This window comes from Jatrophihabitans sp. GAS493 (genome assembly GCF_900230215.1).
Lineage (GTDB): Bacteria > Actinomycetota > Actinomycetes > Mycobacteriales > Jatrophihabitantaceae > MT45.
Genome location: NZ_LT907982.1, coordinates 4,360,413 through 4,384,139 on the forward strand (window position 1 = coordinate 4,360,413; position 23,727 = coordinate 4,384,139).

Here is a 23,727-nt window from a genome sequence, read left to right on the forward strand (position 1 = left end):
TGCCCTGTCCTCGCGCTGTCGTTCAGACCGGCGTGAGCAGGCGGGCGGCGGCGATGCGGGCCGAGCGGCCCTGGAGACCGAGCTTGCCGTAGATGTTCTGCAGGTGCCGCTCCACGGTGCGCCGGCTCAACTGCAGGGCGACCGCAATCTCCTCGTTCTCCCGCCCGTCGGCCACCAACCGCAGCACGTCAAGTTCGCGAGGCGACAGGAGGGAGTCAACCGAGCCGTTGAGTGGCGGACGCCGTTCACGGCCGCTGTCGCCCGCCCTGCTACCCATCCCGCCGTCCACCCGGTCGACCACCCCGTCGGCGGCCAGGAACTGGCGAACCTCCGCCACGAAGACCGGCCACGCCGCATCCTCCTCGAGCACGATGTGGTTCTCCCCCTCCAGCGCGACCAGTCTCGCTCCGGCGATGCTGGCCGCCAGGTGCCGGCCGTACTCGAAGGAGTTCATCCGGTCCCCGACCGAGTGCAGGATCAGTGTCGGCAACGACAACTGCGGTAACAGCGCGTCGGCGTCGGCCGCGAAGCGTTGCTGCCGGGCTGTATAGGCAGTGCCGGCCGAGACCGCGACCCGCTGCAGGTCATCCAGCCAGCACATCTGCTCCTCGGTTGCCCCGGGAATCATCAGCGAGGTGAAGACGCGGCGGAAGGTCGAATCGGGGCGCGCCCATCCGACCTTGATCAGCTGCCCGAAGGTGTCCTCGAGGGCGAAGTCCTCGGCGCTCAGTCCCTGGGATGCACTGGAGTAGCTGCCGTAGAAGATCAGGCGCGACACCCGCTCGGGATGGCGTGCCGTGTAGCTGATGGCGACCGGGCCGCCCTGAGCCATCGCCATCAAGGCGAACGTCGGGAAGCCGGCGGCGTCGGCCACCGCCTCGAGGTCACCGATGCGTGCCTGAAGGCTGTGGTCGGTGACGTCCCAATCGGATAGGCCATGCCCGCGCTCGTCGAAGCGGATGACAGTGGCGAACTGGCCGAGATCGCGCAGGAAATGCCGCCAGACCGGGCTCTCCCAGTCGAACTGGAGGTGGCTCAGCCAGCAGGTGGAGATCAGCAGGGGCGGCCCCTGGCCGTGAACGGCGTAGGCGATCCGCACCCCGTCCGGTGCCTGACAGAACTGCACCTGCTGCTGCGGCAAGTGCGACCGGCCCTGGCTCGCCATACAGAAATCCTAACGCCGAACTCGCCGCTGCTGCGCCTGCGTCGTCGAGCGGCGCGACGCCGTCCAGCTCCGGTGTCGATGCGCTCGCCCAGACGGCGGACCCGGGTCCCTCAAGCGCCGACGAGCAGCCGCTGGCCGCCACCGGCGGCGACGAAGCGATGACAGCAATTATCGGGGCATTGCTGCTGGCTGCGGGCGGGTTGGCGGTGCTGGCGGCTCGGCGGTTCAAGGCGCGGTGAGACTTCGCTTCGCTCGGGCTGCGCTCAGCGAAGCGAAATCTCCGGCATTCTCAGGGCGATCTCCATCGGCAGGCCGAGATCAGCGGCCAGATCGCTGGTGATCCCACCCAGGCGCGGCAGCCGGGTGGTGAGCTGTGCCCGGGGATCCTCGCTATTGCGCGGACGTCCCAGCCGCTCGATGGCCGGCACGTGCCCCGGATGCCGCACCGGAGCCCGCTTGGGCAATCCACCGCGCTCCCGGGCGATGCGCACCGCGTCGCGCAGCCCACCGAGCTCGTCGACCAGCCCCACGTCCAAGGCGTCGGCGCCGGTCCACACCCGCCCACGAGCCAGGCCTTCGATCTCGGCCGCCGGACGCCTGCGCCCGGAGGCCACCTTGGCGACGAAGTCGTCGTAGATGCCGTCGATCATCGCGGCCAGCCGCTCCAGTTCGGCGTCACTGAAGCGGCGTCGGCTGGAGAACATCAATGACCGGTCTCCGTGCTGCACCGAGTCAGAGGTCAGGCCGATACGCTCCCTCAGCTCCCGGGTGACGAACTTGCCGCCGAAGACACCGATGGAGCCGGTGAGCGTGGCGGGCTGAGCGACGATCACATCGGCCGGGCAGGCGATGTAGTAGCCACCCGACGCGGCGGCCTCCCCCATCGAGACGATCACCGGTTTGCCCGCGTCGCCAAGCAGGCAGACCTCCCGCCAGATCACCTCAGACGCCACCGCCGACCCGCCCGGGGAATCGACCCGCAGCACGACGGCCTTCGCCTGCTCGTCGCGGGCCGCTGAACGCAGCGCCATGGCGATCGAATCGCTACCGGTCTGGCGCCCCATCGGCGAGCGGCGCGAGCGCCCGGAGGCGATGCCACCGCGCACCTCGACCAGCGCCACGTGTCCCCGGCGCCGTCCGGGCAGCGTCGGCGGACGACGCCGGGGACGCCACCGGTCGGCGAAGAGCAGCTCAGCGTCCGCCCCCGCCTGCGACCGGATCGCGGCGTACGCCTCGTCGCGGTAGCCGAGGCGATCGACCAGACCGGCGTCGCGGGCCTCCGGCGCGGTCCGGGGTCCGCCGTCGATCAGCCGGCGCAACTCGTCCGCGCCGACCGAGCGATCGGCGGCGATCGCCTCCAGCGCGGTGTCGAAGATCGACTCGGCCAGTCGGTCCAGCGCCAGGCGATGCTCGTCGGTGTAGCCGGTTCGCATGATCCGGTCGGCGGCGTTCTTGAACTCGTAGCGCTGCTCGAGCTGGGGCTCCACCCCGAGCCGGTCGAGGAGCCCGCGAACGAAGGTCGTCTCGATGCCGACCCCGAGCAGGCCCAGGCCACCGCCGGGTTGTAGCCAGACCTCCCCGCAGGCCGCGGCCAGCATGTAGGCGGCCATGTCGGCACCGTCGGCGAAGCTCTCAGCCCAGGCCAGCGTCGGCTTGCCGCTGCTGACGAACCGGCGAACGCCCTGTCGCAGCTCGTGCGCCATCGCCCAGGGCAGCCGTCCTCCGACCTTGACGATCAGTCCGCCGACTCGCGGGTCCTCCCCCGCCTCATGCAGTGCACGCAGGGTCGGCGAGAGCAAAGGCCGTCCCCGCAGCAGCAGCCCGGCCAGCCGATCCCCCGGTTCCGGTGAGGCCGGTGGCGAGGTGAGGTCGAGTTCCAGGATGAGCGACGCGCGGTGGGTGAAGCCGGCCAGTGGGCCGGGAAGGGCAGGCAGCGAAGGCATGCACCTCACGGTAGGCCCCGGCCGCACTTGCCGTCGATTGGGGAGTTGAATGCCCGGATTCCGGGCATTTAACTCCCCAGACGCGTGGATCGCGCCGATTCTGGGAAGGAACTCTGCATGGCCGATCCCATTCCCGGCGCCCGCGCCGATCTCGATGCCGACTTCTTCGCCTATCGCAGTCTGCTGGAGAAGGAGGAGATCGAACGGCTGGAGACGCTGCGGGGGTGGCTGGAGCGCGAACTCGCACCGATCGCCGACGAGCAGTGGGCCCAGGCCGAGTTTCCGTTCCAACTCATCCCCGGGTTCGCCGCGCTCGACCTCGCGAGCGTCCCGTATGACCTCCCGGGTAGCCCCGGCGCGGGACGGCTGCTAGCCGGATTCATCAGTCTTGAGCTCTCCCGCATCGACCCGTCTTTCTCATCTTTCTATGGCATTCACAGCGGGCTGGCGATGGGGAGCATCTACCACTGCGGCTCGGACGAGCAGCGCGACCGCTGGCTGCCGGCGATGCGACGTTTCGAGAAGATCGGCGCCTTCGGGCTAACCGAACCGCACGGCGGCTCGGACGTGGCCGGCGGCTTGGAGACGACGGCCCGCCGTGACGGTGACGATTGGGTGCTCGACGGCGCGAAGCGCTGGATCGGCAATGGGACCTTCGCCGACCTGATCATCGTCTGGGCCCGCGACGTCGCCGACGACTCGGTGAAGGGCTTCGTCGTAGAGAAGGAGATGCCGGGCTTCACGGCGACCAAGATGGAGGGGAAGCTTGCGTTGCGGACGGTGCAGAACGCCGACCTTGGCTTCGAGGGCGTCCGGGTGCCGGAGGCGAACCGCCTGCAGCATGCGGACTCCTTCGCCGACACCAACACCGTGCTACGTCAGACTCGCGGCGGGGTGGCCTGGGGCGCCGTCGGGGCCATGATGGCCGTCTACGAGATCGCCGTGCAGTACGCGCAGGACCGCGAACAGTTCGGCAAGCCGATCGCCAGCTTCGAGCTGATCCAGGACCTGCTGTCGCGGATGCTGGGCAATCTCACCGCGTCCTTCGGGATGGCGGTACGGGTGGCTCAGCTGCAGGACCAGGGTGTGTTCCAGGACGAGCAGGGGGCGCTGGCCAAGTCCTATTGCACGACCCGGCTGCGCGAGTCGGTGGCCTGGGCCCGCGAGCTCCTGGGAGGTAACGGGATTCTCCTCGAATACGGGATCGCCCGCTTCTTCAACGACGCCGAAGCGCTGTATTCCTATGAGGGAACTCGCGACATCAACTCATTGATGGTCGGCCGCTCCATCACCGGCATCAGTGCCTTCACCTGATGCCGGAAGAGGCCGGAAGAGGCCGGAAGACGGCGAACCTCCTGCAGTATGTGCGTCGGAGTGCACATACTGCAGGAGGTTCGGGCCCGACTCGTGCGCTAGAGGATGAAGAGCATCTCCTGGTAAGTGGGCAGCGGCCAGAGGTCATCAGCCACGATGCCTTCCAGCTGGTCGGCGGCGGCCCGAACCGCCGCCATCGCCGGAAGCAGCTCCTTCTGGGCGTGGGTGGCCTCCTCCAGCGGAGCCAATCCGGAGCCTTCGACCAGCGCCGCCTTCAGCGAGTCAAGCCCGTTGCGCAGGTCGGTCACCAGGGCCGAGACGTCCTCCAGCGGGCCCTTGTCGACATGCAGGCCGGCCCCCTTGAGCGCCTTCAAGTTCAGCGCCATCTCGGTCTGATAACGCACCGCCGCCGGGAGAACGGCCGTGTTCCCCATCTCGAGCGTTGTGCGCGCCTCGACGGAGATGTTCTGCGCGTACTGTTCGAGGCCGATCTCGTAGCGGCTGTGCATCTCGCGGTGGCTGAAGACGCCGTACTTGGAGAAGAGCTCCATAGCGTCTTCGGAGATCAGCTCCGGCAGGGCGTCGATCGTGGTCCGCAGGTTCGGCAGGCCGCGAGCCTCAGCCTCGACCTGCCAGTCGTCGGAGTACCCGTTGCCCCCGAAGACGGCGGCACCGTGGTTGGTGATGATCTCGCCGAGAATGCTCTGCACGGCGACGTTGAACTCGGTGCCGCTGGCCACGTCGGCCTCCAGCACCGAGGCGATGTAGTCCAGTGCCTCAGCCATGATGGTGTTGATGGTGACCATCGGGCCGGCCACTGACTGCAGCGAGCCCGGTGCGCGGAACTCGAAGCGGTTGCCGGTAAAGGCGAACGGACTGGTGCGGTTACGATCACCCGGGTCGGTCGGCAGCACGGGCAGGGTGTCGACGCCGATCATCAGCGTCCCCTTCTCCTTCGACGACGTAGCCCCGCCCTTGGCGATCTGGTCGAAGACGTCGGAGAGCTGATCACCCAGGAAAATCGAGATGATCGCCGGCGGGGCCTCGTTGGCGCCCAGGCGGTGATCGTTGCTGGCCGAGGCTACCGACGCCCGCAGCAGGCCACCGTACTTGTGCACGGCGCGGATGACCGCGGCACAGAAGACGAGGAACTGGGCATTCTCGTGCGGGGTGTCACCCGGCAGCAGCAGGTTGCCCTCGGTCGAGTTGCCGAGCGAGAAGTTGACGTGCTTGCCCGAGCCGTTGACGCCCTCGAACGGCTTCTCGTGGAAGAGGCACTCCATGCCGTGCTTGTTGGCCAGCCGCTTGAGCGTGGTCATGATCAGCTGCTGGTGGTCGGCGGCCTGGTTGGCCCGCTCGAACATCGGGGCCAGTTCGAACTGTCCGGGTGCGACCTCCTGGTGGCGAGTCTTGGCCGGGATGCCGAGTTTGAACAGCTCCCGCTCGCAATCCATCATGTAGCCCAGGACGCGCTCCGGAATGGCGCCGAAGTAGTGGTCGTCGAACTCCTGCCCCTTCGGCGGCTTCGCGCCGAAGAGCGTGCGGCCGGAGTTGAGCAGGTCAGGACGGGCCAGGAAGAAGTGCCGGTCGACCAGGAAGTACTCCTGCTCGGCGCCACAGAAGGAGACGACGTGGTCCGGGTTCTCGTGACCGAAGAGACGCAGCACCCGCTCGGCGTGCTTGGCCATCGACTGCTGGGAGCGCAGCAGCGGGGTCTTGTGGTCGAGGGCGTCACCGAACATGGAGACGAAGACGGTCGGAATACAGAGCGTCTTGCCGTTCGGGTTGTCGAGAATGTAGGCGGGGCTGGTCGGGTCCCAGCCGGTGTAGCCACGGGCCTCGAAGGTGTTGCGCAGGCCGCCACTCGGGAAGCTGGAACCGTCGGACTCGCCCTGGGCCAGAGTCTTGCCGGCGAATTCGGCCAGTGAGAGGCCGCCGCCGGCCGGCTCGAAGAAGCTGTCGTGCTTCTCGGCGGTGAGGCCGGTGAGCGGGTAGAAGACGTGCGAGTAGTGGGTCGCACCCTTCTCCATTGCCCAGTCTTTCATTGCTGATGCGACGGCATCGGCCACCATCGGGTCGAGCGGCTCGGAGTGTTCGATCGTCGCGACGATGGACTTGTAGACGAGCTTCGGCAGTCGCTTCTGCATGACCGCGAGGCTGAAGACATTCTCGCCGAAGACTGAACCCGGCGCCTCTTCCGTTACGTAGGAGGGCGCTGGCGGGACGTAGGCCTGGACGTCCTTGATCGCCTGGAGTCGAACGTTGTTTCCACTCATGTGAGTCCCCATTCAACGGCGGATGTGCCGTGTCAGCCGGGAGCTGACGTCTCCTGGCCGAACGACCGTAGCGGCGAACCCCACCCTGGGCGTTACGCGAAGATGAACGCAGCAATGCGCGGCGTGTCGTCGAACGCTCTTGACGACAGGTATTGCGAGGGGACGCGTAGCGCTTCGTACCGCTTATTACCAGCGAGCCTCCCGGGCCTGCCCACCGGGTCAATAGCCAAGAGGAGATCCCAGCACTCAAGTTACCGAGGGGTTGTCAACGGTGAGTAATCGTGATGAGATATTTGAGTAACTATTGTAATCAGATCTAACAGGGATCTGAGAAAGCTACTGGCTTTCAGCGACACAAAGGAGAACTGCATGAAGACCGTTTCTCGGCCTGCGGGCACCAAGCGTCGGACTCGTCTGGCGGTCGCAACCGTCGCACTGGGCGCCGCCGTAGTCGCCCCACTGGTGGCGGCTACCCCCGCGCATGCAGCCCAGCCGAACCAGCTGTGCCGCACCAACAGCGTCGCCCCGCTATACACCAGTCCGACCACGATCGTCTTCTACATCCCGGCCGGCGCACTGGTTCGCGTCCTCGACTACGCGGATTCGTATCACTACCTAGCCCGTTACAGCGGCACCGTCGGCCAGGTCGAGCGCAGCCGTATCGACCAGGGGAGTTGCTACTACTCGTAGCCCGCAATAACTACCTGAGGCGTGCCGTGGGCTGCGACCCAGTCAGAGCCCACGGCACGTCCTCCCCCACCGACGGCGATGCGCAATGACCCTGTTGTCTGCTTCGTTAGCCGGCCGGCTCCAGGCAGGCGGCCGGCAGATCGAACCAGCGCAGATGATCGAAATCGTCGGAGACCACCCCGCCGCCGGTCGCGTCGCCGTCCGCCGCCGTCGCGGCCGCGAAGATTCGAGCCGCCTCCTGGAGATAGACGGCGAGTTCGGACTCAGCGGCGGTGTCGTCACGATCGGGGTACTGCATCGAGCCGTCCGGGCCGTACCCGACCTGACTCAGCCGCAGCGGCGGCTCGACCAACCCGTCCCGGTGGCGCCAGAGACCGCTGGCCGGGTCGAAGGTGTAGTCGGTGAGCAGCGCGACTCCGTGGCGAGCCACCATCCGCACCGCTTCGATGATGTAGTCGAAGACCGTGTCGGAGATGAAGTAGTTGAAGTTGACCCGCACCCAACCCGGCTTGATCCCCTCGCAGCCATGGGCAATCTCGCGTTCGAACTCGTGCGAACGCTCCAGGTCGATGCCGAGCAGTCGATGCCCGTACGGCCCCGCGCAGGAACAGCCGCCACGGGATTGGATGCCGAAGAGGTCGTTCAGCAGCGAAACGACGTAGTTGTGATGCAGATACCGACCGCTCGGCGCCTTGACGACGAAGGAGACGATGGACAGCCGCTCGGCATCCAGGTTGCCGAGGATCTCGATGCCCGGTTCCTGCTGCCACGCAGCCACCGCGCGTCGCAGGAAGCCCTCCTCGCGGGCCCGGATGAGGTCGATGCCGACCGCCTCCTTCAACTGGAACACCAACCCGGCCCGGATTGAGCCGATGATCTCCGGCGTTCCGCCCTCCTCGCGCTGCACCGGGTCGGCGAGGTAGCGATGATCGGTCGGGTTGACGTAGGCCACCGTGCCACCCCCGGGAACATCCGGCACGCGATTTCGCATCAGCTCGCGACGCAGCACCAGGATGCCCGGGGTACTCGGGCCGCCGATGAACTTGTGCGGGCTCAGGAAGATCGCGTCCTTGTAGGCCAGCGGGTCATGGTCGGCACGGTTGGGGTCGTCGTACATCTGGATCTCGACGTACGGCGCGGCGGCGGCGAAGTCCCAGAAGGAGAGGGCCCCGTGACGGTGCAGCAGCGCCGAGATCCGATGGGTGTCGCTGACGATCCCCGTCACATTGCTGGCCGCGGAGAATGAGCCTATCTTTACGGCACGATCTGCGTAGTTGCCCAGCTCGCGCTCCAGTTCTGCCGCGTCGATGTGACCGTCGACGTCCTGCGGGATGACGACGACGTCGGCGATCGACTCACGCCACGGCAGTTCGTTCGAGTGGTGCTCGAACGGGCCGATGAAGATCACCGGCCGCTCGACGCTCGGGATCTTCTCGCTCAGGTGATAGCGATCGTCGAGCCCGGCCGGGATTCGCAGTCCCAGGATGCCGATCAGCTTGTCGATCGCACCGGTACACCCCGAGCCTGCGAAGATGACGACGGTGTCGTCGTCCCCGCCCACGGCGTCGCGGATGATCGTGCGAGCGTCTTCGCGCAGCCGGCTGGTCTGCAGACCGGTTCCGCTGGACTCGGTGTGTGTGTTGGCGTAGCGAGGCAGCACCTCGTCGCGGAGGAACTCCTCCAGAAAGCTGAGCGCGCGGCCGGAGGCGGTGTAGTCGGCGTAGGTGACGCGGCGGCGGCCGTAGGGGCCAGGCATCACCTGGTCGTCGCCGATGACCGAGGCCCGGATGCGTTCGAGGAGGGCGGTCTGCTGCTTCGCTTCACTACTCACTGCCGAAGGCTCCTATCGCGCAAGCCGTCTCTGCTGATCGAGATCGTGCCCCTTCGAGCTTCCCACGCCTATCGGCTGGCTGCCTAACCTCAGGTGGCAGAGCGTTCGCTGGCGGCCTTCAGCTGCCGTCCGAACTCCGGATTCTCCCGTTTCGGACGGGTCGCCCCGCGCCCCTCCCGCAGCAGCTCCCGCCAGTCCTCCTGGCTGAATTCGGTCGGCTTGGTGGTCGAGACGAAGTCCTCCAGTAGCTGGGTGAAGCGGATCGGGTCGGAGCGGAACGGAAAGTGCCCGGCCCCCTCGAAGATCTCCAACCGGCTGCCGGGCATCGCGGCCTGCGCGGTGTACGCGTGCCCGATCGGCAGCACACTGTCGCGCGAACCCCACATGAGTTGGGTTGGCATACCGGCCACCAGATAGCAGCGGTCGAGCATCGTGACGACCTGGCCCCGCCAGTCCACCACCGCGCGCAGGGTCCGGATGAACGCCGCCCGCGCGGTGGCGTCCGGGAGCGCGTCGACGACCCGACGCAGATCACCGGCGTCGACTCCGAGGCCGGTGTCCAGGCGCTGCAGAATCCCGACTCCGGCCGACACGATGCTCCGGGTGCCCGGGAACCGCAGCGATGAGAGCGCCCATTCGGCCCCCGGAAGGGTGGCCGCCCGCAGCACCGGCGAGACGCTCTGGCCCAATCCGCCGCTGGCCACGAGCACCAGGCGCTCAGTGCGCTCCGGGTACTGGTAGGCGAATTGCATGGCTACGCCGCCACCCAGCGAATGCCCGACCAGGGTGACCGAATCGATGCCGAGGACGCCCAGAAGGTCACGCATTCCGTTGGCGTAGGCGGGGACGGAGTAGTCGGCTCGGGGCTTGGCCGACTGACCGTGGCCGAGCAGATCCGGGGCGATGACCAGGTGATTTCGGGCGAGGGCCGGTATGACCGCCTCCCAGGTACGGCTGCTGTCACCGATCCCGTGGATCAACAGCAACGGTGGCCCAGAACCGGCGATCCGGTAGACGCGGCGGTATCCATGGATGACGTGGGAAGCCACCTCGACCACCGGATCTCGTCGCGCGCCGATGCGGGTCGGTTGACGCTCTCGTCGGGGCACGGCGCTCCTCGGTGTATCCGTCGGCTACCTCCGCGTCGACCGAGTTCCCTTGACGGGCTGTCTCAGTCAACGGAACCGCAGAATACGACCGCTACGAGACAACGATGTTTCGTGATCCGTCGCTGCGGGATTCCCGGCCAAATGGCCAGAAGCGGAGAGTCAGCGCTCGGAGACGTCCCAGAGTTGCTCGGCCGCCTGCGGGTCGAGTGCGAACGGGGCCACCCCGGCAGCGTCCGTCCCGCAGGCACCGGGGTCGCCCACGACCGCCTGCTGACTGTTCTCGAAGTAGCGGCCGCCGATCCCGTCCAACTGCGGGGCGGTCGCGACGAAGACACTGGTGGCCGCCCCCTGCTGCAGCGTCTTGAAGGTGTACCGCCCGGACGCCCGAAGTGCGTCCAGTACTCCCGGTTCGTAGTGACGGGAGAGGTTGGAGTCGGCGATCGCACCCGGATGCAGAGCATTGACGAAGATCCCATCCTCGGCCCAGCGACGAGTCGCGCCAACGGCGAAGAGAACATTGGCCGTCTTCGACTGCGCGTAGGCCAGGGCGGCGTCGTAGGGGCGGTGCGCGAAGTCGATATCGTCGAAGACGACCGGGGAATTCAGGTGCGCCCGCGAGCTGACCGACACCACCCGGGCCCCCTGCGCCGCCCGGAGCGCCGGCAGCAGCGCGACGGTAAGGCGGAAATGCCCGAGGTGATTGGTCGCGAACTGCTGCTCATGCCCCTCCGGACTCAGCCGCAGCTCCGGCAGCGCCATGACACCCGCGTTGTTGACCAGGATGTGCAGCGCGCCGGTGACCTCGGCGGCCAGCCGATCCACACTGGTGCGATCAAGCAGGTCGAGTTGGGCGTTCTGCACGTCCGGATTTCCGGTGGTGGCCCGGATGTCGACGGCGGTCCGTTCAGCGGCGTCATGGTCGCGAGCCGCGATGATCACGCTCGCACCGGCGGCGGCCATTGCCCGAGCCGTCTCGACGCCGATCCCGCTGGCCGCGCCGGTGACCAGCGCCCGGCGCCCGCTCAGGTCGAGGCCGGCGACGACGTCGGCCGCCGTGCTGTGGAAGTCGAAGGGTGATGCGACGCGTGTACTCATGAGCTCTTCTCTCGTGGGTTGATGGCCCGGATGACCGGGCCGAGTTCGGCCGCGATCTCTGCTGCCGCCGCCAGGTCTCGCCGCTCGCGCGCGTCCCAGTAGCGAACCTTCAGGGCCAGGTAGGTCTGCCGCAGTTGCAGGGCTGCGAGCTCCGACTCGAGCTTCTGGGCATGCGCTTGAAACAACGCCCGCTGCTCGGCCGCCGCCTCGTCTCCACGGTGATGCTGAGCGAGGTAGACCCGCATGTCCTCGATACTCAGGCCAACGGCGCGGAGATTGGCCAGCGTCTCCAGCAGCGTGACCTCCTCCGGGGAGTAGCGGCGGTGGCCACTGGACTCCTCGCGCTGGACGGGTCGCAGTAGCCCGATGCGCTCCCAATAGCGCAGCGTGCTCTCCGGCAGGCCCGAGCGTGCGGCCGCAGCGGAAATTGTCAGATCAGGCACTCCATGAGTATGGAGAACTTGAAGCGCTTCAAGTCAAGGCGGCGACACCGAGCGCCGCGGTGTTGGGTTAGGGTCAGCTACTGCCCCGACCCAGAAGGCACCGCCAGTGGAAACAGATCGACTTGCCCGCCTCCGCCAGACGGCCCAGCAGCGCGCGATCAGACTCGAGGCGGGACGACGGACCGGCTTGTTTGTCGCAATCGGGCGACGCTTCGTCGAGATCGACGGTGCCACCTACGGCGCGCTGATGGCCATCGAGCTCTTCACCACCGTGCTCCCGCTGATGATCCTCAGCTTCGGGTACTTCAGTGACTTCGCCAGCGACGCCAGCATCGGTAACCTGGTCGACCGGCAGCTCGATCTCACCGGAGCGACCGAGGAGAACGTCAGGCAAGCCTTCGGCAGCGCCGACGCTCTGCGCTCCACCTGGACCGTCCTCGGGTTGGCCGGATTCCTGATCTGGGGCATCCCGATGGCGATCACCGTCGCCGGCATGTTCGCCAAAGCGTGGCGGCGGGAGCAGTACTCGATTCTGGAGCGCCTCTGGCGCGGGGCCATCTGGTTCGTGGTGTACCTGTCGATGCTGATCGTCCGCGAGCGGATCAGCTTCGGAATCAACCACAAGGGCCTGCTGGAACCAGTCTTCTTCGCACTCTCGCTAGTGCCCGTGTGGCTCTTCTGGACGCTGACTCCGGTGCTGCTCGTGCGCGACGGCGCCCGCGGTAAGCGAGTCCTGGCCGAGGCGGGACTAGCCGGAGTGTTGATCGACGGAGTGGTGCTGGCCCTGGCGACCCGCCTCATCTTCCCCTACCTGCTCGCCGGTTGGACCAGCTTCGGCCCGATCGGGGTTGCGATGGGACTGATGACCTGGTGTGCGGTCCTCGGCTACGGGTGGGTCACCATCGCCTGCTTCAGCGGCGTGGTCTGGGAGCGCTCCGCGCCGCTCCCGACGGTTATGCAGACGCAGACGGACGAGGGTTAAAACCGGCCGCAGAGCGCTCCTATAACGTCATGACTCGTGGAGACGAGGACCGACGTTCGCACCGACCTGGATTTCGCTAGCAGCACGCTGGCCGTAGCCGCGCCCGGCGCCGGCGACGGCTACTGGGCCGGCGGTCCAAGCGCGATCCAGGGCGGCGATGCGATCTACCTGGCCTACCGCCTGCGCCGTCCGGTCAATGAGGGGCGTGGCTACGCCAACGTCGTCGCCCGTTCCGTCGACGGAGTTCGGTTCGAGACGCTCTGCACGCTGACCCGAGACGACCTCGTCTGCGCGTCACTGGAGCGCCCGGCGCTGGTGCGGCGCCCGGACGGCGGTTGGCGCATCTACGTCAGCCTCTCGACGCCGGGCTCCAAGCACTGGTGGATCGACGCCTTCGACGCCGAAGACCCGGCCGATCTCGCCGACGGTCAGCGGGTCACCGCCTGGCCGGGCGACGCGTTGACCGCGGTGAAGGATCCGGTCGTGATCGTCGACGCGGACGGTAACTGGCACGCCTGGATCTGCTGCCATCCACTGGACGAGGCGGGCGCGGAGGATCGCATGACCACCCGCTACGCGTCAAGCATCGACGGGCTCACCTGGACCTGGGGCGATGTCGTGCTTTCGCCACCGAGGACGGGGTGGGATCGGCGCGGCCGACGGGTCGCCGCGATCCTTCCCCGCGCCGACGGCTCGGTGACCGGTTTCTACGACGGCCGCGCCGACGCCAGTGAGAACTGGTACGAGCGGACGAGCACCCTCACCGGCCCGTCGATCGGCGCCGCCCTCACGGCATCGTCAGCTGAGATCGCCGAGTCTCCGCATGGACGGCACACGCTGCGCTACGCCAGCGTCGTCGACCTCGGCGACGGAACCGGCCGGGCCTACTTCGAAGCCGCATCCGACGACGGCTCGAACCAGATCCGTACGCAACTGATCAGCCTGTAACTCAGCCCCGCCAGCGCTGGCTGAACTCGCCCCGGCCGGCGTCGCTGCGCCAGTCGTCGAAGGAGCGTCCCAGCACGTCCTCCAGTAACCCGATGTCATCGGCGAATCGGGTGAGCGCATCCCGCCGCTGTTCGACCGTCAGCTGCGGGCGGCGACCACCGCCGGCGTGTAGCGCCGACCGTAGCGGCCCTTCGACGCTGCGCCAGATCTGCGGGGGCGCGTAGGAGCCGACGGCGGCTCCGGCTCGAATCGTGGAGCTCAGGAGTCGCTGCCGGATGCCCGGCGATACGTAGGGATGCACGTTGTCCGGCTTCGACTTGGCGGCTGGATGCTGTTTGACGCCGAGGAAGTCGCAGACCGCGGCTATCGTCCGGTCCGGCTCCTCAGCCAGCTCGCGGTAGCGCAGCACAAGCACCTGCTCCCGTGGGAAGAGCTCGTACAGATTCTTCAACTGCGCGCCGTAGTGCCCCACCCGGGCGTAGTGCCAGAACGGTGCGTAGCCCGCCGCGACGCGCGAATCCTCCTTCGCGAGCGCCTCGTTGAAGTCGGCGACCGGTTCCAGGCCGTCGGACCACAGGTGCGTCCAGTTGCTGTAGGCCCGGTCGACCGGGTCGCGGATCACGGCGATGAGGCGGGCATCCGGAGTCGTCGTCGCGATGCGCCGCTGGGCATCCTGGTCGTAGAGGTAGAAGGGCGTGGACTCACCGGTCAGCGTGCCGGCCGGCGCGTCGGCGAATAGCCGCAGGTAGTCCGATTCACGCCACACCCACTCCCGGGCACTGTGCGCATCACCGGGGCCGACCTGATTCGATCGAGCCGGTCGCCGGCCGTCGCAGAGGAAGAATTTCGGCTCTTTGACCGACGATAGGTAGAGCTGCGGGTGACCGACCAGGGCCGAGTGCAGCGCCGTCGTACCACCCTTGGGGGTGCCGATGAGAAAGAAGTCTGGCCAGCTCATCCGGGGAGTCTACCTAACTATTTCTGTCTACGGAGTAGAGATTACGTTCAGGCCACTTGAGCGGTTTCGGGAACCTGCACGCCGACGAACGTCGTGCTGCGACGGAGACGGAAGCCGAGCGACTCGTAGAGCCGGATCGCGTTGACATTGCTGGCCGCGGCGTGCATGAAGGGGGTCTCACCGCGGTCGCGGATTCCGGCCGCGACGGCCAGCACCAGCCGTGAGGCCAGCCCCTGTCCGCGGTAGTCGGCATCGGTGCATACGGCGCTGATCTCGGTCCAGCCGGGCGGGTGCAGTCGCTCGCCGGCCATGGCGATGAGGGCACCGTTTCGCCGGATCCCCAGATAGGTGCCGAGCTCCACCGTGCGCTGGAGGAAGGGTCCCGGCTTGGTGCGCTCGACCAGAGCCAGCATCTCGGGAACGTCGGCCGCAGTGAGACGAACCGCCTCGTCGTCGAAGGCCGGGGTGATCCCGTCATCGACCAACTGCACTCCCGCGCCGCGCGACACGACGTTCCAATCCTCGGGCGGTGCGACGGAGAGGCCGGCGACCGGAAAGATGCCCCCCGGGCCGACCAGGTCAGCGACGTCCCGCCAGTCCTGATCGGTCGGCTCGTCGGGCAGGGCGAGGAAGGGGCTCACGTCGACCGGATAGCGCAGCACCTCCCCGCGCCGTTCGGCGAAGTGCGCATGCGGGCCGAGGAGCGCGGCTCGGGCCGGATTGTCCAGCAGATGGGCCAGCTCTGGGGCAGCCGGATGGGACATGTATTGCTCCAGTTCAATGGGTTGGTCGGGCGAGCTGAGGAGTTCAGCGCGGCCCGAGGGCGAAGCGGGCGATCCCGGGTTTGCCGTCGATCAGATCGGCGGCCAGTTCGCCGATCACCGAGCCGAACTTGAAGCCATGACCGGAGAAGCCGGCCAGCACCGTGATCGGGCCCTGACGGTCGATGACGAAGTTGTGATCGGGAGTGGTGGTGTACAGGCAGGTGAGGCCCTCGGCGCTGGCGGCGTCGACGCCCGGTAGCCAGCGTTCGGCGTAGGCCTGCAGCTGGGCCAATGCGGCCGGGTCGATGCTCCGGTCCCGGAGGTAGGCATCCTCGACCACCGGCCCGACCGCGTGGAAGCCGACCTTGACGCCATCGTCGCTGCCGAGCCCGTACACGCCACCGGCGACACCGAACCCCGCCCCCGGATGATGAATGAAACTCGGCCAGTCCAGAGCGTCCGCGGCCGTGAAGTGAGCGGGCTGCTCCTGCGTGACCCGCAGCGCCGGCAGGCCGTTGACCAGCGGGGCGGCCGTCTGCGGGGCCCAGCCTCCGACGGCCACCACCGCCGCGTCGGCGATGAGCACCTCCTGCTCGCGGGTCACGATCTGCACGCGGTCGGTCTCGGTGGTCGAGATGTGATTGACCTGCACGCCGTGCTGGATCGAGGCTCCGTGTAGCTCGGCCGCCGTCTGCAGCGCCTCGACGGCACGGTCGGCGTGCAGCCGCCCGGCATCGGGGTGGAAGAGTGCGGTCGAGTCGATCCGTAGTCCGGGCCACCGTTCGGCTGCCTCGGCCGCGCCGAGTTGGTAGGAGCGAGCGCCGGCCGCGGAGAGTTCGTCATGCAGCGCCCCGGTGGCCTCGGCCGGCCCGTGGTCGACGGCGCCGGTCAGGGTGAGGAGCGAGGTGTTGGTCTGCTCCTCCAGGGTGCGCCACAGCGGCAGGGCGCGCTGGGCCAGACCGACGTAGAGGTCGTCGGGGTAGGCCAGCCGGAAAATGCGCGAGCTTCCGTGGGAACTGCCCCGGTCATGGCCGGGCGGGTACTGCTCCAGCAGCGTCACGTCGGCACCCCGGGCGGCGAGATGCCACGCCGCCGAGGAGCCCATGACTCCGCCGCCCACCACCGCTACTCGTAACGCCATGGGGTACTTTCCCTTCATTCCGTGGGTGGTGGGGGCGACGCTGCTGGCCGCCCCCACCCTGTTCTGCAGCTACCGTCAGGAGTTGGTCAGCGGCAGTCCCGGCGGGTTGACCTCGGAGGTCGTGACGGCCTCGTTCGACAGACCCCAGGCCGCGAGCCACTTCGTATACTGCCCGTTCTTGATGAGGTAGTTGATCGCGTCGGCGATGGGCTTGGCCAGCCCACTGCCCTTCTTCGTAGTCGCCGCGATCAATCCCTGCAACGTGGTGCCGGCACCTGAGTACTTGCCGGCACTGCGGGTCGGGCTCGGCGTGTTCGCCGTCTGAGTGATGTGGTACGCGATGGACGGGTTCGGCGTGAAGTACGCATCGATCTTGCCCGAGCTCAGGGCGAGGTAGGTGGTGTTCTGGTCCGGGAAATACTTGACGGTCAGGGTCTTGCCCTCCCCCTTGAGCTGGGTCTGCCACTGCAGCAGGATCTTCTCCTGGTTGGTTCCGGACCCCACGGCGACCGTCTTACCGGCCAGGTTCTCGTAGTTGCCGTCGAAGTTCCAGCTGCTCGACTTGAGCACCTCGAAACCGAGGTTGTCCTCGCGGTAGGAGGCGAAGTCGTACTTGGTCTTGCGCTGCTCGGTGTCGGTGATGTTGGAGAAGCCGGCATCGGTCTTTCCCGAGTCGATACCGACGAAGAGGTTGTCCCAGGTTGCGTTGTCGAGCACCGGCTTCAGGCCGAAGACGGCCGCGACCAGCCGGCCCAGATCCGCCTCGGAGCCGGTCAGCGTCTTCTGATCAGACCCGATGTAGCCCAACGGTGGAGCACCGGAGGGCAGCAGTCCGAGACCGATGACCAGCTGGCCCCGGCCGAGAACGGCAGCCGGGACCTCGGAGCGGATCGAGTCGACCTGGTCGACCTTCAGGTCGACCTCCGTCGCGGCTCCGTTGGAGAGCGCCCCAACGGCGACGGTGGTGCCCGACCCACCGGTGGTGGAGGTGTCCGCCGCATTGGTGGATGCCGACGAACCGCTTGAGCAGGCGCTGAGGCCCGCCGCGAGAGCGACCAGTGCGGTACCGGTCGCGATAGCTCTCGTCAGGTTGGTCGTGAACTTCGATGTTGCCGTGGACATGCTTCTCCTAATTGATATAGCGGAAGGGTGGATCGATCCGGCGTTACGGGCCGGTGGCCGAGACGAACTGCTGGCTGGTCAGAGGACCCTGCTCAGAAACTCCTTGGTGCGCGGGTGCTGCGGGCGGTCCAGAACCTCTTCGGGCGGCCCCTGCTCGACGATGCGGCCGGAGTCCAGGAAGACGACCTGATTGGCAACCTCGCGCGCGAATCCGATCTCATGGGTCACGACGACGAGCGTCGTGCCGGTCGAGGTCAGGTCCTTGATCACCGCGAGGACCTCGCCGACCAGTTCAGGGTCGAGCGCCGAGGTGGGCTCATCGAAGAGGATGACTCCGGGGTGCAGGGCCAGGGCCCGGGCGATCGCGACCCGTTGTTGCTGGCCACCGGAGAGCTGCCGTGGGTAGGCATCGGCCTTGTCGGCCAGCCCAACCCGATCGAGCAGGGAACGAGCCGTCTCGGTCGCCTCGACCTTCGACGCCCGTCCGGTCGCGATCGGTGCCGCGGAGACGTTCTCCAGCGCGGTGAGGTGCGGGAAGAGGTTGAAGCTCTGGAAAACAAAGCCGATCTTCTCCCGCTGACGCAGAATCGTGCGCTCGCTCAGCTCTTTCAAGCGGGCGCCGTGGCGCCGCACCCCGATCAGCTCGCCGTTGATGCTGACGTAGCCGACATCCAGTTTCTCCAGGTGGTTGATGGCGCGCAGCAGCGTCGATTTGCCGGAGCCCGATCGCCCCAGGATCACCGTCACCTGCCCGGCCGGGATCGTCAGGTCGACGCCGTCGAGGACGCGATGGTTTCCGTACCACTTGTGCGCGTCGTGGATCTCTACCACCGCCGGCTGAACCGTCGTGATCGCCGCGGTTCGACCGGCTTCCGTCGTGACGCTCATCGTCCCATCCCGATCTCCAGGCGCGAATCGCTGTTGGTGACTGCGCGTCGTAGCTTCTGCAGTGGTGTCAGCGGCATCGTCCGCAGCGCGCCCCGCGAGTAATACCGCTCGACGTAGAACTGCGCGATCGATACGACGCTGGTCAGAATCACGTACCAGACGGTGGCCACCAGTAGCAGCGGGACGACGTCGCCGGGGTAGGTACTGCCCATGCTCTGAACCTCTCCGAAGAGATCGAGGAGCGAAACGTAGAAGACCAGCGAGCTTGCCTTGATCAGACCGATGAGCTGGTTGACGTAGGCCGGCACGATCGCGCGCAGCGCCTGGGGAAGCACGATCCGACGAAATTGAAAGCCCTTCGGCAACCCCAGCGCGGCGGCCGCCTCCTGCTGACCCTGATCAACGGAGAGAATCCCGGCTCGCACCACCTCGGCGGCGTAGGCCGCCTCGCTCAGGCTCAGACCGATGACCGCGATGACCATGTCGCTGGCCAGGTGGGACTCCTGGAATCGCAGGAAGGACGGCCCAAAGGGCACTCCGACGCTCATCGTCTTGTAAAGGGCACCAAAGTTGTAAAGGATCAGCAGGACGACGATCAGTGGAATCGAGCGGAAGAGCCAGATGTAGATCCAGCTGACCGCGCGCAGCACCGGGCTCTTCGAGAGTCGCCCGAGTGCGAGGACGATACCGCCGAGCAACCCGAAGACCGCGCTCCAGGCGGTCACCTTCAGAGTGATCACCAGTCCGCGCAGGATGACGGGGCGCAGGAACCAGTACTGGAAGCGATCCCACTGGTAGAACGGATTGGTAACGAGCCCGTGCACGACCTGGGCCAATACCACCAGCACGACGATCGTCGCGATCCAGCGGAACGGATGACGTAGCGGGATCACCCGTTGCGCCGCGAGTGGGCGCGGTGGCGATTCCTGCGTCGACGACGGCGGGGGCACCGAGGTCGTCGGGGCGAGGGAATTGGTCATGGATTACTCCTACAGAGTCGCGAGCGCCCGATGGCAGCGCACGGTCAGACTTCAACAAGATGTGGATGATTGGTGGCAGCACTCAGCCTCAGCTCTGCCATCCAGCGCAACTGACTAGCGCTAGCTGGTCCTGGCTCGAAGCGTGGAGCGGACTGGCAACTACGAGGGAGACGGAGCTACCGGCGACACAGCGCGCTGGCGACGCGCGCAAGGTCGATGTGTCGCCGCTCAATGAGGCAACCAAGAGAATGCGGCTGGGCCTGGCCAGCGGCAAGCTTCTCGCTTCGCACGAGTTATCTCCTTGATCGTCAGTCGCACTTGTCGAAACATCTTTGTTTTGACCTGGTCGTCACCCGGGGCACCCCACCGCGACGCGAGGGTTGCCAGCCAGCAAGCCGGGGCTATCTACTGGCGTTCATGACCGTGAGAAGAAGCTATCACCTTTAGTTGCAAAGAGAAAGACTCTATTGTCTACTTCACACATAGACATTGATCCATTGCTTGGCAATGGGCGCTAGCCGGTGACGCAGGGCGATGCCGGGCCGCCGGCATCGTCCGGCTCGAGCCAACTCGGGAGCTCTCTCGGATCGGGCGACGGAGCCAGATAGCCATTGATTCGTTCATAAGTCCAGGCCGGGCCGTCGGCTCGCAGCTGGGCCAGGGCCGAGATGAGCCGATCGATGTCGGCTAACCGGGAGCCCAGACCAACACTGGCCCGCACCGCCCCGTCGGTGGCATTGAATCGGGTTAGAAGCGGGTGAGCACAGAACTTTCCATCCCGGACTCCGATGCCGTGTTCGGCTGATAGGTATTGGGCGACCAGCTCAGCGGTGAAGCCAGGGAGTACGAAAGTCACTACGGCGATTCGCTCCGTCTCCGCCGCCCAGAGTCGCAGGGGGACTGCCCCCACTGCGGCAAGCCCCTCGTCCAGCCGGCGCAGCAGCGCCTCCTCGTGGCGTTCTACGGCGTCGGCCGGGAGCTCCCGCACCGCCCGGCAGGCTGCGGCCAGTGCCACCGCGCCGACGACGTTGGGGGTCCCGGCCTCGTGCCGAGCCGGCGCGTCGGTCCAGACGGTTGCCTCGAGACTTACGCTGCGCACCGCTCCGCCACCGGCCAGGTGAGGCGCAGCGGCGTCCAACCAGTCCCGCCGGCCGACGAGTACGCCCGCGCCGAACGGCGCGTAGATCTTGTGCCCGGAGAAGGCGAGATAGTCGATGCCTGCGGCTTCGATGTCGACGCGGCGATGCGGCACCAACTGCGCTCCGTCGACGGCGATTCGGGCGCCGTAGCGGTGAGCCAGGTCGGCTAGCTCGGCCAGCGGCAGCAGTTCGCCGGTGACGTTCGAGGCCCCGGTGACTGCGAGCAGCGCGGCCGGCGATCGGGCGAGTTCGACCTCCAACGCGGCGACGGTCTGCGCCAGCGTCTCCCGGGCCGGCACCACCCGCCCGTCCCGGGCCTGCCATGGAAGGAGGTTGGCGTGGTGTTCGATGTCCAGGTAGACAACGGCCGAAGTCGGCGTCTCCGGGATCGCCGACGCGAGGAGGTTGAGCGCGTCCGTGGTGTTACGGGTGAAGATCACCACGTCGCCCTCCCTCGCTCCCACGAAGTCGGCCACCGTGCTGCGGGCCGCCTCGTAGGCGGCGGTACAGACCTGCGAGGCGTATCCGGCCCCGCGGTGGACGCTCGAATAGAGCGGGAGGATGGCGCTCACCTGGTCGGCAACGACCTGCAGCGACGGCGCGCTCGCGGCGTAGTCGAGGTTGGCGTAGCGGACCCGCGGCCCGTCTATGAGCGGGACCAGCTGATCGGCCCCGACCAGTGCCGCCAGCGCGGCCTCTGCGTCGGCGCCGGTCGGCGCGGGGTGACTAGTGGGGTCGAGAAGTGTCGTCATTCCGAGGTGCTCCAGATACTCAGGGGATCTGAAGTCAGATCCTGCGCTTGCCGGCTCCGATTGGGGTCGGCCTTGTCGTCACCCGGGGCACCCCACCGCGGAGGAGGGTTGCCGGCCAGCTAGCCGGGGCTTGACGCTGGCGCTCGTGACAGCAGAGAAACTATCAAGTTTTGGCGGAGTTCGCCTGATGACTTGCCGCTAGGCGGCCGCCCGGTCGCGGATTGTGACCGGACGACCGCGAGAGGGCTTACTTTCGTTCGTTCGGGATCTTCTCGCCGGCTTCGACCGCCACGGGCAGCCGGTTCTCAGCTGGCGGAAGTGGGCAGGTGGCCAGATCCGTATATGCGCAAGGCAGATTCGCCGCCCGGTTGAAGTCCAACTGGACAACCCCGTCAGAATCCGGACGATCGACCGAGAGCGAGCGGTTGGCCGCGTAGGTGGTCACCCCGGACGTGGCGTCGGTGAAGAGCACGTGCAGGCTCCCGGGGGCCTTGCCGTTGAACGCCGTCAGCGTCAGTGACTGGCCATCGAGCTCGAACTCGATCTGTCCCGATGCGTCGTACACATGCTGCAACCCCTCGACCGCGGCACCGACCGTCGTCGGACGGGGCTCATCGAAGGGCACGAAGCGACCCGGTACCACCCAGCGTGGGCTCGGCGCGTAGGCCGGCGTCTCGACGAACTCGGTGCGCAGCCGGTTGCCCGGATGGCGTGGACGCAGAATGTCATGGCCGCCCCGTTTGGCGACCTCGACAACCGCATCACCGAAGGCCGGATAGAGACTGTCACGCTCGGCGATCACTCCGAAGTCGTGCTCTCCGGTGATGGTGACGCCATCGAGCTCGAGGCTCTCGCCGGCGGCAAGTGTGACCCGGACGCCGTCTTCTCCGGTGCTCCACTCACCGGGCGCGTCGGGGAATCGCTGGGGCGACTCCTCCAGCCAGTGCAGGTTCGTGATGGCCAGGAATCCATGGGGGTCAGCCAGTGCCTTCTCATGCGCGGCGTGCCAATCGCGCCACTGCTGGGCGAAGGCCGTCTCCTCCGATGGGCCGGGCTGGATCTCGGTGATCTCTTGAATGGTCATGTCATCTCCTTCTCGGGACGTTCGCGAACGCCCGGGTCGACGCTACGGGAATTGGTGGCTAGAAGGTGGGCGTCGGATTGACCTCCGACTTTGTGATCCCCGAACCTTCGAGTACTCCCCACTTGGTGAGGATCTTGGTGTAGTCGCCGTTGGCGATCAGTTCGTTGACCGCGTCGCTGAGCGCCTTGGCCGTCGGTGAACCCTTAGCCGTGACGAAGCCGACCACCGTCGAGCTGATCTGTCCGAGGTACTTGGTGTTCGGCACGTGCGTCGCGTCGTACTGCAGGCTCAGGGTCGGACCGAAGTAGACGTCGACCTTGCCGTTGGCCAGGCCGAGGAAGATCGGCGCGGAGTCGGCGAAGTACTGCACCTTGAAGTCCGGCTTGCCGGCCGCGGCGCACTTCCCGGCCGCTCCGGTGAGGATCTGCTGGAAGGTCGAGCCGGGGCTCGTGGCCACCGTGAGCCCGCAGATGTCGGTGATGTCGGTGACCTTGTCGACCTTCACGCTCGACGAGCCGAGGAAGGACTGGCCGTCGGTGAGGTAGCTGGCGAAGTCGACTACCTTCTCACGGGCTTTGGTGGCGCCGAAGTTGTCCTGGCCGACGTCGTACTTTCCGTTCTGCACCCCGGGAATGATCGTGGCGAAGGTTCCGTTCTGGACGGCAAATGTCACCCCTAGGACCTTGGCGACGGCGTTGCGCAGATCGACGTCCAGGCCGATGTAGTTGCCGTCCACCTGGCCTCCGTGCGGCAACCCCGACACCCCGGGGGCCAGCGTCGTGCCCAGGGTGAGCTTTCCACTGGCCTGGGTGGCATCCGACAGCTCAGCCTTCAGCTTGGGGTCTGCCGCAATGCCGGAGACCACATCCTGGGTCGGAATCGCCGTCGAGGCCGCCGTCCCGGCCGCGGTCTTCGCGGAGTTCTCCGTCGCCGATGTGGAGCTGCAGGCGGCCAGCGAGAGGGCCACGGCGGCGGCGAGAGCCACCCCACCGCCGACGCGGGTCAGCGAGCGGGCGACACGGGAGTGCAGGCGGGCGCTAGCTTCGTCGCTAGCGTCGGGTCCGTCGGTGTTCACAACTGTTCCTTTCGAGGTGGTCGACCCC

Annotated in this window: 21 protein-coding genes and 2 riboswitches; of the genes, 4 read left to right on the forward strand and 17 right to left on the reverse strand. The window is 67.1% G+C overall.

Features of this window, described 5'->3' with window-relative positions:
• Positions 1-22: 22 nt before the first annotated feature.
• Positions 23-1,165: an alpha/beta fold hydrolase gene (locus CPH63_RS22985; protein ID WP_096304517.1), complete on the reverse strand. Its 1,143-nt coding sequence runs from the start codon at positions 1,163-1,165 to the stop codon at positions 23-25.
• Positions 1,166-1,428: 263 nt separating this feature from the next.
• Entirely contained in the window at positions 1,429-3,108 is a 1,680-nt protein-coding gene (sppA, locus tag CPH63_RS20010) for a signal peptide peptidase SppA (RefSeq protein ID WP_096304518.1), read from the reverse strand.
• A gap of 117 nt (positions 3,109-3,225) precedes the next feature.
• Here sppA and CPH63_RS20015 point away from each other — a divergent pair, with 117 nt between their 5' ends.
• A complete protein-coding gene (locus CPH63_RS20015; RefSeq protein ID WP_096305306.1) occupies positions 3,226-4,422 on the forward strand; it encodes an acyl-CoA dehydrogenase family protein in 1,197 nt (398 codons plus the stop codon).
• Between the two features lie 98 nt (positions 4,423-4,520).
• On the opposite strand, the gene CPH63_RS20020 is transcribed toward CPH63_RS20015, so the two are convergent.
• Positions 4,521-6,698: a glutamine synthetase III gene (locus CPH63_RS20020; RefSeq protein ID WP_096304519.1), complete on the reverse strand. Its 2,178-nt coding sequence runs from the start codon at positions 6,696-6,698 to the stop codon at positions 4,521-4,523.
• A 369-nt stretch (positions 6,699-7,067) separates the two neighbouring features.
• Between CPH63_RS20020 and CPH63_RS20025 the strand changes: the two genes are divergently transcribed.
• Complete coding sequence (locus CPH63_RS20025; RefSeq protein WP_096304520.1) at positions 7,068-7,388, forward strand: hypothetical protein; 321 nt, start codon at positions 7,068-7,070, stop codon at positions 7,386-7,388.
• 106 nt (positions 7,389-7,494) lie between these two features.
• Here the strand turns inward: CPH63_RS20025 and CPH63_RS20030 are convergent, their stop codons facing one another.
• The 4 genes from CPH63_RS20030 to CPH63_RS20045 all read right to left on the reverse strand — a co-directional run bounded on the left by CPH63_RS20030 (position 7,495) and on the right by CPH63_RS20045 (position 11,866).
• The gene (locus tag CPH63_RS20030) at positions 7,495-9,144 is read right to left on the reverse strand and encodes an aminotransferase class V-fold PLP-dependent enzyme (RefSeq protein ID WP_096305307.1); all 1,650 of its coding nucleotides are present in this window, start codon (positions 9,142-9,144) and stop codon (positions 7,495-7,497) included.
• A gap of 164 nt (positions 9,145-9,308) precedes the next feature.
• Entirely contained in the window at positions 9,309-10,328 is a 1,020-nt protein-coding gene (locus tag CPH63_RS20035) for an alpha/beta fold hydrolase (protein ID WP_096304521.1), read from the reverse strand.
• A 159-nt stretch (positions 10,329-10,487) separates the two neighbouring features.
• Positions 10,488-11,423: an SDR family NAD(P)-dependent oxidoreductase gene (locus CPH63_RS20040; protein ID WP_096304522.1), complete on the reverse strand. Its 936-nt coding sequence runs from the start codon at positions 11,421-11,423 to the stop codon at positions 10,488-10,490.
• Positions 11,420-11,866 carry a MerR family transcriptional regulator gene (locus CPH63_RS20045; protein ID WP_096304523.1) on the reverse strand — a complete coding sequence of 149 codons (447 nt, stop codon included), beginning with the start codon at positions 11,864-11,866 and terminating at the stop codon, positions 11,420-11,422. Before CPH63_RS20045 ends, CPH63_RS20040 begins: the two co-directional genes overlap by 4 nt.
• A gap of 187 nt (positions 11,867-12,053) precedes the next feature.
• Here CPH63_RS20045 and CPH63_RS20050 point away from each other — a divergent pair, with 187 nt between their 5' ends.
• Both CPH63_RS20050 and CPH63_RS20055 read left to right on the forward strand, forming a co-directional pair.
• On the forward strand, positions 12,054-12,848 hold the full coding sequence (locus CPH63_RS20050; protein WP_096304524.1) for a hypothetical protein: 795 nt from the start codon (positions 12,054-12,056) through the stop codon (positions 12,846-12,848).
• A gap of 36 nt (positions 12,849-12,884) precedes the next feature.
• Positions 12,885-13,796 carry a hypothetical protein gene (locus tag CPH63_RS20055; protein ID WP_096304525.1) on the forward strand — a complete coding sequence of 304 codons (912 nt, stop codon included), beginning with the start codon at positions 12,885-12,887 and terminating at the stop codon, positions 13,794-13,796.
• Position 13,797: 1 nt separating this feature from the next.
• On the opposite strand, the gene CPH63_RS20060 is transcribed toward CPH63_RS20055, so the two are convergent.
• The 10 genes from CPH63_RS20060 to CPH63_RS20100 all read right to left on the reverse strand — a co-directional run bounded on the left by CPH63_RS20060 (position 13,798) and on the right by CPH63_RS20100 (position 23,699).
• On the reverse strand, positions 13,798-14,754 hold the full coding sequence (locus CPH63_RS20060) for a sulfotransferase (protein WP_096304526.1): 957 nt from the start codon (positions 14,752-14,754) through the stop codon (positions 13,798-13,800).
• Between the two features lie 47 nt (positions 14,755-14,801).
• Positions 14,802-15,518, reverse strand: coding sequence for a GNAT family N-acetyltransferase (locus CPH63_RS20065; protein ID WP_096304527.1), 717 nt, complete (start codon positions 15,516-15,518; stop codon positions 14,802-14,804).
• 43 nt (positions 15,519-15,561) lie between these two features.
• Complete coding sequence (locus CPH63_RS20070; RefSeq protein ID WP_096305308.1) at positions 15,562-16,659, reverse strand: FAD-dependent oxidoreductase; 1,098 nt, start codon at positions 16,657-16,659, stop codon at positions 15,562-15,564.
• A 75-nt stretch (positions 16,660-16,734) separates the two neighbouring features.
• Positions 16,735-17,781 carry a transporter substrate-binding domain-containing protein gene (locus tag CPH63_RS20075; RefSeq protein ID WP_096304528.1) on the reverse strand — a complete coding sequence of 349 codons (1,047 nt, stop codon included), beginning with the start codon at positions 17,779-17,781 and terminating at the stop codon, positions 16,735-16,737.
• Between the two features lie 78 nt (positions 17,782-17,859).
• Positions 17,860-18,669, reverse strand: coding sequence for an amino acid ABC transporter ATP-binding protein (locus CPH63_RS20080; protein WP_096304529.1), 810 nt, complete (start codon positions 18,667-18,669; stop codon positions 17,860-17,862).
• Positions 18,666-19,649, reverse strand: a complete 984-nt coding sequence (locus tag CPH63_RS20085) for an amino acid ABC transporter permease (RefSeq protein WP_096304530.1) — start codon at positions 19,647-19,649, stop codon at positions 18,666-18,668. Before CPH63_RS20085 ends, CPH63_RS20080 begins: the two co-directional genes overlap by 4 nt.
• 176 nt (positions 19,650-19,825) lie before the next feature.
• Positions 19,826-19,939 carry a putative leader peptide gene (locus tag CPH63_RS23825; protein WP_371363597.1) on the reverse strand — a complete coding sequence of 38 codons (114 nt, stop codon included), beginning with the start codon at positions 19,937-19,939 and terminating at the stop codon, positions 19,826-19,828.
• Between the two features lie 19 nt (positions 19,940-19,958).
• Positions 19,959-20,072, reverse strand: a riboswitch (SAM riboswitch).
• Between the two features lie 91 nt (positions 20,073-20,163).
• Positions 20,164-21,540 carry an aminotransferase class V-fold PLP-dependent enzyme gene (locus tag CPH63_RS20090; protein WP_096304531.1) on the reverse strand — a complete coding sequence of 459 codons (1,377 nt, stop codon included), beginning with the start codon at positions 21,538-21,540 and terminating at the stop codon, positions 20,164-20,166.
• A gap of 38 nt (positions 21,541-21,578) precedes the next feature.
• A riboswitch (SAM riboswitch) is annotated at positions 21,579-21,691 on the reverse strand.
• 96 nt (positions 21,692-21,787) lie between these two features.
• Positions 21,788-22,624 (reverse strand): DUF1684 domain-containing protein, encoded by an 837-nt coding sequence (locus tag CPH63_RS20095; RefSeq protein WP_096304532.1) that lies wholly within the window; start codon positions 22,622-22,624, stop codon positions 21,788-21,790.
• Positions 22,625-22,682: 58 nt separating this feature from the next.
• On the reverse strand, positions 22,683-23,699 hold the full coding sequence (locus tag CPH63_RS20100) for a transporter substrate-binding domain-containing protein (protein WP_197704464.1): 1,017 nt from the start codon (positions 23,697-23,699) through the stop codon (positions 22,683-22,685).
• Positions 23,700-23,727: the final 28 nt, after the last annotated feature.

Excerpts from the sequence above, each read along its gene's own strand:
- CPH63_RS20065 (WP_096304527.1), bottom strand. The coding sequence starts at position 15,518 with ATGTCCCATCCGGCTGCCCCAGAGCTGGCCCATCTGCTGGACAATCCG.
- sppA (WP_096304518.1), bottom strand. The coding sequence starts at position 3,108 with ATGCCTTCGCTGCCTGCCCTTCCCGGCCCACTGGCCGGCTTCACCCAC.
- CPH63_RS20015 (WP_096305306.1), top strand. The coding sequence starts at position 3,226 with ATGGCCGATCCCATTCCCGGCGCCCGCGCCGATCTCGATGCCGACTTC.
- CPH63_RS20075 (WP_096304528.1), bottom strand. The coding sequence starts at position 17,781 with ATGTCCACGGCAACATCGAAGTTCACGACCAACCTGACGAGAGCTATC.
- CPH63_RS22985 (WP_096304517.1), bottom strand. The coding sequence starts at position 1,165 with ATGGCGAGCCAGGGCCGGTCGCACTTGCCGCAGCAGCAGGTGCAGTTC.
- CPH63_RS20085 (WP_096304530.1), bottom strand. The coding sequence starts at position 19,649 with ATGACCAATTCCCTCGCCCCGACGACCTCGGTGCCCCCGCCGTCGTCG.
- CPH63_RS20030 (WP_096305307.1), bottom strand. The coding sequence starts at position 9,144 with ATGCCTGGCCCCTACGGCCGCCGCCGCGTCACCTACGCCGACTACACC.
- CPH63_RS20040 (WP_096304522.1), bottom strand. The coding sequence starts at position 11,423 with ATGAGTACACGCGTCGCATCACCCTTCGACTTCCACAGCACGGCGGCC.
- CPH63_RS20070 (WP_096305308.1), bottom strand. The coding sequence starts at position 16,659 with ATGGCGTTACGAGTAGCGGTGGTGGGCGGCGGAGTCATGGGCTCCTCG.
- CPH63_RS20090 (WP_096304531.1), bottom strand. The coding sequence starts at position 21,540 with ATGACGACACTTCTCGACCCCACTAGTCACCCCGCGCCGACCGGCGCC.
- CPH63_RS20020 (WP_096304519.1), bottom strand. The coding sequence starts at position 6,698 with ATGAGTGGAAACAACGTTCGACTCCAGGCGATCAAGGACGTCCAGGCC.
- CPH63_RS20025 (WP_096304520.1), top strand. The coding sequence starts at position 7,068 with ATGAAGACCGTTTCTCGGCCTGCGGGCACCAAGCGTCGGACTCGTCTG.
- CPH63_RS20095 (WP_096304532.1), bottom strand. The coding sequence starts at position 22,624 with ATGACCATTCAAGAGATCACCGAGATCCAGCCCGGCCCATCGGAGGAG.
- CPH63_RS20060 (WP_096304526.1), bottom strand. The coding sequence starts at position 14,754 with ATGAGCTGGCCAGACTTCTTTCTCATCGGCACCCCCAAGGGTGGTACG.
- CPH63_RS20080 (WP_096304529.1), bottom strand. The coding sequence starts at position 18,669 with ATGAGCGTCACGACGGAAGCCGGTCGAACCGCGGCGATCACGACGGTT.